The sequence below is a fragment of the Micromonospora sp. DT41 genome (assembly GCF_049841715.1).
Classification (GTDB): domain Bacteria; phylum Actinomycetota; class Actinomycetes; order Mycobacteriales; family Micromonosporaceae; genus Micromonospora; species Micromonospora profundi.
The window spans coordinates 36831-48504 of the sequence record NZ_JBNCKU010000016.1 but is presented as its reverse complement, the minus strand read 5'-3'; the positions used below and the strand labels follow the sequence as shown (position 1 = coordinate 48504).

The 11674-nt window shown below is 69.1% G+C and carries 12 protein-coding genes; 7 read left to right on the top strand and 5 right to left on the bottom strand.

Features of this window, described 5'->3' with window-relative positions:
* Positions 1-18 precede the first annotated feature (18 nt).
* Together ACLQ23_RS25345 and ACLQ23_RS25340 are read left to right on the top strand one after the other, a co-directional pair.
* Positions 19-597, top strand: coding sequence for a TetR/AcrR family transcriptional regulator (locus tag ACLQ23_RS25345; protein ID WP_355594065.1), 579 nt, complete (start codon positions 19-21; stop codon positions 595-597).
* A 120-nt stretch (positions 598-717) separates the two neighbouring features.
* Complete coding sequence (locus ACLQ23_RS25340) at positions 718-1392, top strand: HAD family hydrolase (protein ID WP_355594278.1); 675 nt, start codon at positions 718-720, stop codon at positions 1390-1392.
* 424 nt (positions 1393-1816) lie between these two features.
* On the opposite strand, the gene ACLQ23_RS25335 is transcribed toward ACLQ23_RS25340, so the two are convergent.
* From ACLQ23_RS25335 to ACLQ23_RS25315, 5 genes are all read right to left on the bottom strand, one after another.
* Positions 1817-2095, bottom strand: a complete 279-nt coding sequence (locus ACLQ23_RS25335) for a hypothetical protein (protein WP_355594067.1) — start codon at positions 2093-2095, stop codon at positions 1817-1819.
* A 47-nt stretch (positions 2096-2142) separates the two neighbouring features.
* The gene (locus tag ACLQ23_RS25330) at positions 2143-2574 is read right to left on the bottom strand and encodes a hypothetical protein (RefSeq protein WP_355594069.1); all 432 of its coding nucleotides are present in this window, start codon (positions 2572-2574) and stop codon (positions 2143-2145) included.
* Positions 2575-2759: 185 nt separating this feature from the next.
* Positions 2760-2933: a VOC family protein gene (locus ACLQ23_RS25325; RefSeq protein WP_355594071.1), complete on the bottom strand. Its 174-nt coding sequence runs from the start codon at positions 2931-2933 to the stop codon at positions 2760-2762.
* A 94-nt stretch (positions 2934-3027) separates the two neighbouring features.
* Positions 3028-3507 carry a hypothetical protein gene (locus ACLQ23_RS25320; protein ID WP_355631061.1) on the bottom strand — a complete coding sequence of 160 codons (480 nt, stop codon included), beginning with the start codon at positions 3505-3507 and terminating at the stop codon, positions 3028-3030.
* Positions 3508-3799: 292 nt separating this feature from the next.
* Positions 3800-4621, bottom strand: a complete 822-nt coding sequence (locus ACLQ23_RS25315) for an Ig domain-containing protein (RefSeq protein WP_355631058.1) — start codon at positions 4619-4621, stop codon at positions 3800-3802.
* Positions 4622-5144: 523 nt separating this feature from the next.
* Between ACLQ23_RS25315 and ACLQ23_RS25310 the strand changes: the two genes are divergently transcribed.
* From ACLQ23_RS25310 to malQ, 5 genes are all read left to right on the top strand, one after another.
* Positions 5145-6434, top strand: a complete 1290-nt coding sequence (locus tag ACLQ23_RS25310; protein WP_425881207.1) for an ABC transporter substrate-binding protein — start codon at positions 5145-5147, stop codon at positions 6432-6434.
* A 114-nt stretch (positions 6435-6548) separates the two neighbouring features.
* Complete coding sequence (locus ACLQ23_RS25305; RefSeq protein WP_334549271.1) at positions 6549-7529, top strand: sugar ABC transporter permease; 981 nt, start codon at positions 6549-6551, stop codon at positions 7527-7529.
* Between the two features lies 1 nt (position 7530).
* The gene (locus tag ACLQ23_RS25300; RefSeq protein ID WP_355594079.1) at positions 7531-8367 is read left to right on the top strand and encodes a carbohydrate ABC transporter permease; all 837 of its coding nucleotides are present in this window, start codon (positions 7531-7533) and stop codon (positions 8365-8367) included.
* 10 nt (positions 8368-8377) lie between these two features.
* Positions 8378-9586: an ABC transporter ATP-binding protein gene (locus ACLQ23_RS25295; RefSeq protein WP_355594081.1), complete on the top strand. Its 1209-nt coding sequence runs from the start codon at positions 8378-8380 to the stop codon at positions 9584-9586.
* Between the two features lie 113 nt (positions 9587-9699).
* Positions 9700-11646, top strand: coding sequence for a 4-alpha-glucanotransferase (malQ, locus tag ACLQ23_RS25290; RefSeq protein WP_425881206.1), 1947 nt, complete (start codon positions 9700-9702; stop codon positions 11644-11646).
* The last annotated feature ends 28 nt before the right edge of the window (positions 11647-11674 follow it).

Sequence of the window (11674 nt, the reverse complement as noted above, 5' to 3'; positions counted from 1 at the left end):
GACCGTACGCTCGTGTGCGTGCCCGGACCCACCGAGAAGGCCACCGAAGAGGAGCGGCGCGACCGCATCGTCGCGTTCGCACGGGAGTTGGCCGAGGCGGAGGGCTGGCCGGAGGTGAGCACCAGGCGTCTCGCCGAGCGGGCCGCCGTCGACCTCGGTGACCTCTACCGACACTTCGCGGATCTGGAGGCGCTGCTCGCCGCTGTCGCCGCGTGTGCACTCGTCGACCTGGCCGCCGACCTGGCGGAGGCGCACGCGGAGGCCGCCGGCAGCGCCGAGGGTGCCTGGCCGGCCGTCGCGAGCGCGTACCTCGACTTCGCGTACGCCAATCCGGAGGTCTACGACGCGATGCTCGCGATGACCCCCGACCTCGCCCTCGGCGTGGATGGGGTGCCGGCCGCGCCGCGGGCGGTCTTCGCCGAGCTGCGGGCTGCCCTCGCCCCGCTGGCCGAGGGTAGGGACCCGGACGCCCTCGCCGAGGTGGGCTGGAGCCTGCTGCACGGCGTCGTGATGCTCACCCGGGGTGGCCGGCTGCGACCCGAGGGGCAGGAGGAGAGGGAAGCGATGATCGCGGAGAGGCTGCTGCGGTGGCCGTGACGGCAGCGGAAAGTCGCTGGGTCCGGTGCCGGGGACGGCCTAGAGTCTCGGATCGTCGACGGAGTCAGCGCGAGAGGTGGCGGTGTGACGGTGGACGTGGCGGCTCGGCGGGGCGCTCAGGTGTTGATCTTCGACGCGGACGACACACTCTGGGAGAACAACGTCGTCTTCGAGCGGGTGATCGACGACTTCCTCGGGTGGCTCGACCACCCCACCCTGGACCGGGCGGAGATCCGGACCATCCTCGATGACATCGAGCGGGCCAACGCCGTCGCGCACGGGTACGGCAGCAAGGTCTTCCTGCGCAGCCTGGCGGACTGCCTGGAACGGCTGCGCGAGCGACCGGCCACCGACGCCGAACGGCAGGAGATCGACCGGCTGGCCCTGGCGCTCGTGGAGCACCGGGTGGAGCTGATGCCCGGCGTCGCCGAGGCGCTCGACGAACTGGCCGGTCGGCACGAGCTGCTGCTACTCACCAAGGGCGAGCGTGAGGAACAGCAGCGCAAGCTGGACGCCTGCGGGCTGCTGCACCACTTCCGCGCCGCGCACATCGTCGCCGAGAAGAAGGTCGACACGTACCGGTGGCTGATCGGGGAGCACGGCTTCGACCCGGCTGGCGCGTGGATGATCGGCAACTCCCCGAAGTCGGACATCGTGCCGGCCCGGGCGGCCGGACTGAACGCCGTGTTCATCCCGAACGAGAACACCTGGGTACTGGAGCACGACGAACTGGATCCAACCGACACGGGCATCCTGCGGCTTGCCGAGTTCCGCGATCTGCTGCGGCACTTCTGAGCGCCCCCAGGAATCTGAACAGCGCCAGCGGCGATTGGTGCGTTACGCCGACGTGCCGCTTTTCCCCTTTGAGATCAGTCACGCCCGCCGACGGTCCGTGGCGGCTTGTCCGGCCCGTCGCGGCCCGCCTAACCTGGGCCGGCGCTCACGGTCCTTCGGGGTGTGCCGGGGGCGTACCGGCGTCCGGCGGGTGGGCACCGTGGAGCTGAGTGCTGAAGCGGCCGGCTCTCTCCGTCGAGCTGCGCGGCGTCGTGCCACGCCCGGGCGTGACGGGGTGCCGGAGCTGTCCGCTCCCTGCCGGTCCGCCGGGGGTCAGGGCCGGGTAGTTGCGGACCCGGTCCTGACCACGCTCCGCCGCATGAGAACACGACCAGTCGGACGATGCCGGCCGCGCTGGCGGCCGGCATCGGCATCGTTCTCGGGCTCAGGACGGCGCGCCGCCGCGGACGATTGCCACCGCCACGCGGCAGAACTCGTCCATGTCCGGGTTGAAGCCGGCCGCGATGTCGGGGTGCAACCCGGATCGGGTCTCGTCCAGCAGCCGCTGGCAGACCTGCTCCACCGGCTCGCCGCCGTAGTCGGCACGGACCCGGTCGGTGGCCGCCTGGAGCGCCGAGGTCAGCTGGTCCTCCAGGGGACCACGCAACTTCTGCTGCACAGCGTCGAGCCCGCGCGGGTCGAGCGTGACATGTGGTTCCGACATCGGTGCTCCCTTCGTCGGCGTCCGCGATACCCCACCGCGGCCGTCGGTCAAACGCCTGTCGGTACGGCGGCAACCCGCACCTGGTACGAGAATTCCTCCGCGGGCTCCTCCTGGTACGACAAACGGCGGATCTGCCTGTCGTCGTCGTAGAGGGCGACGTCCACCAGGACGCCCAGGTGCGCCAGGCCGATGTTGGACACCCGCTTCTTGTCCTGCAACACGGCACAGACGCCGCCGAGCAGGGTGCTGGCGTCGGACGTACGGTGCCCGGGCGGGCAGCGCAGGACCAGGTCGACAGTGATCGGCCCGGGCAGCGGCGTCCAGCCGGTGCGCTGGGCCGCTTGCAGGGCGGCCTGGAGTAGGGCGCGGACCCTCGTCGCCTGCCGGTGCCCGGCGGCGAAGATGGACAGCGCTTCGGTCTTGACCGGTGGCAGGCCGCTCACCTCGAATGTCAGGGCGAGAGCGCGGGTGTCCTGCACGACGGCACCTCCTCGTTGGAAGGATCCTGCCGAACCGGGGAAGCGGCGGTGCGACGTTCCCGCGATTACCAGCCGATCGGGCAGGCGGGGTCGGCCGGAGGCGTGTCGACGGCGGCGGCGAACGCGCTGGCTGCGGCGCTGGGAAAAACGCTAGTCGATGCGGCCCGCGCCCGGTAGTCGGTCGTTCACCCGGTAGGGCGGGGTGCGAAGGCGCAGAACTCGTTGCCTTCCGGGTCAGCCAGCACCCACCACCAGTGCGCCTCGTCGAGTGGTTCCCGCAGCAGCGTCGCGCCGGCCGCGATCAGTGCCATCGGCTCCGGGGCGACCAGTTCGACGTCCCAGTGCAGCCGGTTCTTCACCGTCTTGGGCTCGAGCCCACACAGGAAGAATCGGATAACTTGCGGAATGTTGTCTAGGGAAGGTCAGCGAAGCCGAGAATGGTGAACGGTCTGGTCATTTCGCCTGCGGCACAGCGGGGGCGGTCAGCTGCTGCATGAGGGTGTGCAAGCCGTTCCTGATCAGCCGTCCGTACTCGTCGTCGCCGAGCGCGTCGATTCCGGATTGGGCGTGGCGCAGATGCTCGCGGGCGCGGGCGAGGTCGCCGAGCTTGCGGTAGCAGTCGGCGAGGTTGAGGTGCAGTGATGGATACAAGCCGGCGACTGGTAGGGCTACCCCCGCTTGCGTTGTCTGTTCGTCGGTGAGTCGGTCGGCTGCTGTGAGCGCCCGCTGGTCCCAGAGCAGTTCCTGATGCACGTCGTCCTGCACGTCGGCCATCGTGTGCGCGAGCACGCACACGTGCAGTGGGTTGCCGTGGTCGCCGCCGATCTCGTCCCAGATCTGGCTGAGCAGGTGGCGAGCGGCGTCTCGCTGACCTTGGTGATGGTGCAGCTGCGCTGCCTCACCGATACGAACAAGGATTTGGTCGGTGGTCATCGATGCCTCTCGGCGTGTCCGTCGCGAAGATGGCACACAGAGTATCTGTATGGGTTCGATTCGAGCGGCGCCGATCGTGGGACTAGGCATGGCGACGAGAGCCTGACAGTCATGGCCTCGATCGGGTGTCGACCCGCCACCGGACACGCCCCTGGAAGGCCGGTCTTGCCTCCTGCTGCGCGCCCAAGGGCCGCAACGCCGCCAGGACCGGAGTCCTGGCGGACGTGCACGCGTGCCGGTCGGCCACGCTCGGCTGCGCGGCATTCTGTTTCATCCCCGCAGACCGGGCAGCCTACGTACCGCTGAAACCGTTTCGCTCGGGCCCCGAGCTAGGGGAACAGCGGGGGCAGGAGGATTCTTTTCGGACGCCCCAAGTGAAGGTGGTACTTCCCTCGCCGCCTCCGACGGCGGTGACAGTGACGGTGTAGCTCCCAATGGTGCTGAGTGTGCCGCTGATCAGGCCGGTCGAGGGGGCGATGGCAAGCCCAGGAGGCAAGCCGGTCGCCGACCAGGTGTACGAACCGCTCCCGCCGGTGGCCTGCATCTGCAGCGCCACGGTGTCCAGCTTGAGCATGCTCTGGGTCCCCGGGTTGGTAACCGTCACCGCCCCGCTGGGCGGGGGTACGGGAATATCCGGTGGCTGGCAGGTCAGCAGTACCGGCTGAGACTCTGTCGATCTGGTGATGAACTCCGGATACCCCGAAAGGTATTGGACTGTGCCGGTCGCGCGACCCGAGTAGTAGCCCGACTCGCAGCGTTCGCCCGGATTGTTGACGCCAGTGCCGAAAACGGGGGTTAGGGTTGGGTCCTGCCAAACCAGAGTACGGCCGTTCACTGTCTGGCCGGGGCCGGCGACCAGTCCGTGGTAAAGCAACTCCACGGTGAGGTCGATACGTCGCACTGGACCGTCGCACTGGATCGACGCGCCGTAGAGGATGGTCTTGGGGTCAACCAATCCCGGTGGGTTGCCCGGCGAGACCCACCAACAATTGTGGCCGTCGGGATCCGCGGCGGATGCCGGTGCGGCGAAGCCCAGGGACGCGATGACGATGGCAACCGAGGCCATGGTCATCAGTAGGCGGGATGTGTTGCGCCACAAGAGTTTGATATGCATCGCTGCATAATCGCATGGCAACATCGGAGTCGGCAATGTCCGAGCCTCCGGTGTTCCGTTGACCCGGGCCCCGGTGCCGCAATCCGGTTGATTCGCCGGCCCAATAGCGGTGACTCCCAATCTTTTGTCGCCAGCCCAGGGCCGTTTCAACATTATTTTTATAAGGCCGAGGATGGTGAATTAAACTCATGAAGGACCACTGTCCTGGCGGTTGCTGCGCTTCCTCCAGCACGTAGTCGGTAACGGTCCCTATCAATTCCCCAAACCCGCTCACTGGGGATGGGCGTGTCCGCCAGGGTTGCTCACCTGGGCCGTTGAGCCGCACGGATGCCCTGAGCACGTATCGGCGGTAGTCGTGTCGCCCCACGCGCAGGCAGGTTTCGTGGCTTCGCGGGTGGGGCAGTGTAGCCGCACAGAGCATCCGGGTCGGCGTGTTTCCGCAGCTTGTCGGCTTGGAAGCGGCTCGCCGCGCACCGGGGCGCGGATGCCTCCCCGGTCTTTAGCCGAAGAGAGGGGGAGGGCGATGACGGACCCCGAAACGGCTCGACACCGGCGTCGGCCGGCTGTCCGGCTGGGGGCGGCTGCTGCTGCGCTCGCACTGGTCGCGCCGCTCGCCGCGTGCGGCACCGGCGACGGTGACGGCGGTACGCCGACGATCAACCTGTACTACCCGCCGGAGCAGAACCTCCAGAAGGTCGTCGACGACTGCAACGTGCAGGCCCAGGGGCGCTACAAGATCGCCTACCGGGTGCTGCCACGGCAGGCCGACGACCAGCGGGTGCAGATGGTGCGCAGGCTCGCCGCCGAGGACAGCGGCATGGACGTGCTCGGGCTGGACGTCACCTGGACGCAGGAGTTCGCAAGCGCCAAGTGGATCCGTGAGTGGACCGGCCAGGACAAGGCCGAGGCCGAGCAGGGCACCCTGGCAGGGCCGCTGGACACCGCCCGTTACGAGGGCAAGCTGTACGCCGCGCCGAAGAACACGAACGTGCAGCTGCTCTGGTACCGCAAGGACCTCGTGCCGCAGCCGCCGACCACCTGGGACCAGATGATCACGATGGCCCGGGAACTCAAGGACCAGGGCAAGCCCCACCAGGTGCTCACGATGGGCGCGCAGTACGAGGGTCTCGTCGTGCTCTACAACACCCTCGCCGCGAGCGCCGGCGGCAAGATCCTCTCCGATGACGGCAAGCAGGCGGTGATGGACGAGGGCGCGGTCCGGGCGCTGGAGCAGTTGCAGCGCTTCGCCACGTCCGGCGTGACTTCGCCATCGCTGAGCAACGCCACCGAGGACCCGGTGCGGCTGGAGTTCCAGGGCGGTTCGGGCGCGTTCCAGGTGAACTGGCCGTTCGTCTACCCGGCGCTTCAGGAGGCGAACCGGGAGCTTGCCAAGCAGGTCGGCTGGGCGCGCGTGCCCGGCATCGACGAGGGGACGCCCAGCAAGGTCACGATCGGCGGGGTGAACCTGGCCGTCAGCTCGTACTCCAAGCACCCGGAGCTGTCCTTCGAGGCGGCGCGGTGCCTGCGCAGCGCCGAGCACCAGAAGTTCTCCGCCATCAACGACGGCGTGCCGCCGACCATCGAGGCCGTCTTCGACGACCCGGAGATGACCGAGGCGTACCCGATGAAGGACACCATCCTGGAGCAGCTGAAGGACCCGGCGACCCGTCCCCTGACCCCGGCCTACCAGAGCATCTCCACAGTGACGTCGGCGATCCTGTCGCCGCCGTCGGCGATCCGCCCGCAGCAGACCGCCGACGAGTTGCGCGGTGCCATCGCCGACGCCCTCGAGTCAAAGGGGGTGCTGCCGTGAGCGCGAGGAGTGAGCCGGTTCTGCGAGCCCCGCAGTCGGGAAGGAAGGTGACGCCGTGAGTGCGAGGAGTGAGCCGGTTCTGCGAGCCCCGCAGTCGCGAAGGAAGGTGACGCCGTGAGCGTCAACGCCACACCTGCCGGCACCGACACCGTCGCCGAAGAGACCAAGCCAGCCACAGTGCCCGCCCAGCGGGGTGGTCGCCGCAAGCCGCCGTTGAGCGAGAACAAGAAGGCCGAACGCAAGCTCGGCTGGCTGCTCTGCGCGCCCGCCGCGCTGGTAATGGTGGCGGTGACCGCGTACCCGATCATCTATTCGGTCTGGTTGTCGTTGCAGCGTTACGACCTGCGCTTCCCCGACCAGCGCGAGTTCATCGGGCTGGAGAACTACATCACCGTGCTCACGAACGAGTTCTGGTGGACGGCGTTCGGGGTGACCATGCTGATCACGGTGGTCACCGTGGCCGTCGAGTTGGTGCTCGGCATGGGGCTTGCCATCATCATGCACCGCACGCTGATCGGTCGCGGGCTTGTGCGGACCTCGGCGCTGATCCCGTACGGGATCGTCACTGTCGTCGCCGCGTTCTCCTGGCGGTACGCGTGGACGCCCGGCACGGGCTACCTGGCCAACCTGTTCAGCGACGGCGCGCCGCTCACCGAGCGGGCCAGCTCGCTGGCGATCATCATGCTCGCGGAGATCTGGAAGACGACCCCGTTCATGGCGTTGCTGCTGATGGCCGGGCTGGCGCTGGTGCCGGAGGACCTGCTCAAGGCCGCCTCCACCGACGGCGCCACCGCGTGGCAGCGGTTCACCAAGGTGATGCTGCCGGTGATGAAGCCGGCGATCCTTGTCGCGCTGCTGTTCCGCACCCTGGACGCGTTCCGGGTCTTCGACAACATCTTCGTTTTGACGGCCGGCGGCAACGAGACGTCGTCGGTGTCGATGCTCGCCTACAACAACCTGATCCGGGGTCTGAACCTCGGCATCGGCTCGACGATGTCGGTGCTGATCTTCATCACCGTGGCGATCATCGCGTTCGTCTTCGTGAAGCTGTTCGGCACCGCTGCCCCGGGCAGCGACGACGGGGAGAGGCGCTGACATGGCCGTCGAAACCACCACCCGGGCGAAGGTGCGTTGGGGCCTGCTCGACATCCTCGTGATCGTCTTCGCGCTGGTCCCGGTGCTGTGGATCGCTTCGCTGTCGTTCAAGACGCCTGCGACTCTCACCGACGGGAAGTTCTTCCCCCGCGAGTGGACGCTCGACAACTACAAGTCGATCTTCAACACCGACCAGTTCGTCCGGGCGCTGATCAACTCCATCGGTATCGCCCTGATCGCCACCCTCATCGCCGTGGTGCTCGGCGCGATGGCCGCGTACGCGATCAGTCGGCTGGACTTCCCGGGCAAGCGCCTGCTGGTCGGGGTGTCCCTGCTGATCGCGATGTTCCCGCAGGTGTCACTGGTGTCACCGCTGTTCGAGATCGAGCGTCAGCTCGGCCTCTTCGACACCTGGCCCGGGCTGATCCTGCCGTACATCACCTTCGCGCTGCCGCTGGCGATCTACACGCTGTCGGCGTTCTTCAAGCAGATCCCGTGGGACCTGGAGAAGGCGGCGAAGATGGACGGCGCCACCCAGGCGCAGGCGTTCCGGCGCGTGATCGCCCCGCTGGCCGCGCCCGGCCTGTTCACCACGGCGATCCTGGTCTTCATCTTCTGCTGGAACGACTTCCTGTTCGCCATCACGCTGACCTCCACCGAACGAGCCCGTACGGTGCCGGTCGCCCTGTCGTTCTTCACCGGCGAGTCGCAGTTCGAGGACCCCACCGGGGCGATCTGCGCCGCCGCCGTGGTGATCACCGTTCCGATCATCCTGTTCGTTCTCTTCTTCCAGCGCCGCATCGTGTCCGGTCTGACCTCCGGCGCAGTCAAGGGATAGGTGGAAAGTCATGGCTGACATCGTGCTCGACAAGGTGAGCAAGAGTTTCCCGGACGGGACCGTCGCCGTGCAGGACGTCGACCTGGAGATCGCCGACGGCGAGTTCGTGATCCTGGTCGGCCCGTCGGGCTGCGGCAAGTCCACCACCCTCAACATGATCGCCGGGTTGGAGGACATCAGCTCCGGTGAGTTGCGCATCGGCGGCCAACGGGTGAACGACAAGGCTCCCCGCGACCGGGACATCGCAATGGTGTTCCAGTCGTACGCGCTGTACCCGAACATGACGGTGCGGGAGAACATGGCCTTCCCGCTGCGGCTGGCCAAGCTCGACAAGGAGACCATCAACTCCAAGGTCGACGAGGCGGCGAAGGTGCTGGAGCTGACCTCGCTGCTGGACCGCAAGCCGGCCAACCTCTCCGGTGGCCAGCGGCAGCGGGTGGCGATGGGCCGGGCGATCGTGCGCAAGCCCAAGGCGTTCCTGATGGACGAGCCGCTGTCCAACCTCGACGCCAAACTGCGGGTGCAGATGCGGACCGTGGTGTCCCGCCTGCAGAAGCAACTCGGCACCACCACCGTCTACGTCACCCACGACCAGACCGAGGCGATGACCCTCGGCGACCGCGTGGTGATCATGAGAGGTGGGGCGATCCAGCAGGTCGGTCCGCCGCAGGAGCTGTACGACCACCCGCGCAACCTGTTCGTGGCCGGCTTCATCGGCTCGCCGTCGATGAACTTCCTGCACGCCGCCGTGCAGGACGGAGGGCTGCGGACCGCGCTTGGCGACGTGCCACTCGGCGACCGGGTACGCCGCGAGTTGGAGGCTGCCGACGCGCCCCGCGAGTTGATCCTCGGCATCCGTCCCGAGCACTTCGAGGACGCCGAACTGGTAGACGACGACACCCGTCGCCGGGGCATCGAGTTCGAGGCGCCGGTGGACATCGTCGAGTCGATGGGCTCGGACAAGTACGTCTACTTCACTGTCGAGGGCGAGAAGGCAAGCGCCGCCGAGCTGGAGGAGTTGGCCGCCGACGCTGGCGCGTCCGACTTCGCCGGCGCCGGCGGCAACCTGGTGACCCGGCTGTCCGCGGAGTCACCGGTCACCGAGGGGGAGTCGCGTCGGGTCTGGTTCAACCTGGAGAAGATCCACCTGTTCGATCCGTCGAACGGTCGCAACCTCACGCTGCACGAGGGCCGGGCGGCCGGGGCGCTCGCCGACTGACAGCGTCCATCGTGCTGGGGCCGGCGGCGAACCCGCCGGCCCCCGTTCTGTCCTGCGTGGAGCGTCCGGTCGTGGCAAGGTGGTCGCAGGTCGAGTCGTGAGGCGGGGGACGAATGAATCGACGACTGGCCGCGCTGGCGAACGCGCACGGCGTGTCCACCTGGTACGAGGACTGGCGGCACCGCCGCGTCGAGGTCGCCCCGGAGACCGTGGTGGGCGTCCTCGGCCTGCTCGGGGTGGACGCCACCAGCCCGGCAGCGGTGGCTGACGCGCTCGCCGCCGCCCGCGCTGTCGACAGTGCCGCGCTGCCGCCGACCGTGGTGGGCACCTCCAGGGAGCTTCCCGCCCCGGGTGTGGTGAGCCTGGAGGACGGTGGTCGCCGCACTGTCGACGGTGAGCTGCCGGGCGACCTGCCGCTGGGCTGGCACCGGCTGGCCTGCGCCGGCCGGGACGTGACGCTCGTCGTGGTGCCCCGCCGGCTGCCCGTGCCGCCGCGCACCTGGGGCTGGATGCTCCAGCTCTACGCGCTCAGCTCGCAGCGGTCGTGGGGCATGGGCGACTTCGGCGACCTCGCCGAGTTCACCGGCTTTGCAGGTGACAACGGCGCGGGGCTGGTGCTGCTCAACCCGCTGCACGCGGTCGGCCCGGCGCATCCGGTGGCCACCTCACCGTACTCACCGGCCAGCCGGCGCTTCGTCAACCCGCTCTACCTGCGGGTCAGCGACACCGCCGCGTACCGGGCTGCTGACCCGGCGACCCGTGCCGTTGTCGACGCGCTGCGCCCCGACCGTGGCGATCTGATCGACTACGACGAGGTGTGGGCCGCCAAGCGGCACGCGCTTGAGCTGCTGTACCCGTACGCCCAGCCGGTGGACCTTGCCGCGGACCCGGCGCTTACCACCTTCGCCACCTGGTGTGCGCTCGCCGAGCGGCACGGCAACGACTGGCGGGCCTGGCCCGCGGAGCTGCACCACCCGGACGCGCCGGCGGTCGCCGAGCAGCGCAGACAGCTCGCCGACCGGGTGGCCCTGCATGCCTGGCTGCAACACCTGTGCGACGAGCAACTCGACGCCGTCACGGCGGCGGCCCGCGCGGCGGGGATGCCTGTCGGCGTCGTGCACGACCTGGCCGTCGGCATCGACCCGGGCGGCGCGGACGGCTGGCAGCTCGCCGACGTACTGGCGCAGGGCGTGCGGGTCGGCGCCCCACCGGACGACTTCAACCAGCTCGGCCAGGACTGGGGGCTCGCCGCGTGGCGGCCGGACCGGCTCGCCGAAACCGGTTACGCGGCGTACCGCGACATGCTGCGGCGGACCCTGCGGCACGCCGACGGCCTGCGTGTCGACCACGTCGCCGGGCTGTGGCGGCTGTGGTGGGTCCCGCCGGGCGCCGGTGCCGCCGAGGGCACCTATGTGCGCTACGACGCCGACGCGATGCTCGGCATCCTCGCGCTTGAGGCGCACCGGGCCGGCGCGGTGGTGGTCGGCGAGGATCTCGGCACCGTCCAGCCCGCCGTGACCCGGGGTCTGCGGGGGCGCAACATGCTCGGCTCGACCGTGCTGTGGTTCGCCCGCGACGACGACGGCGATTTCGTTCCGCCGTCGCGCTGGCCACGCAACGCGCTGGCCACGATCTCCACCCACGACCTTCCGACCGCGCCGGGCTTCCTGACCGGTGAGCACGTCCGGGTACGCGACGAGTTGAAATTGCTCGGCACCGACGTGGCTGTGGAGCGGGCCCGCGCCGAGGACGAACGGCAGCGGTTGCTGGCGCTGCTGCGCGCCGAGGGCCTGCTGCCGGAAACCGAGTCGCCGTCGGACGACGAGGAGGCGGTGGTGGCGATGCACGCGGCGCTCGCGGCAAGCGCGGCTCGGCTGCTCGGCGTCTCGCTGTACGACGTGCTGGGCGAGGTGCGGCAGCCCAACATGCCGGGCACGGTGGACGAGTATCCGAACTGGCGGCTGCCGTTGCCGGCCAGCCTCGCGGAGATCCGCGCGGACCCCCGGGTGGCCCGGATCGCGGCGCTGATGTCGGCGGCCCGCCCACGCCCGGCGCGGTGACCCGGCCGGCTGCCGACGTGGCGGGCTT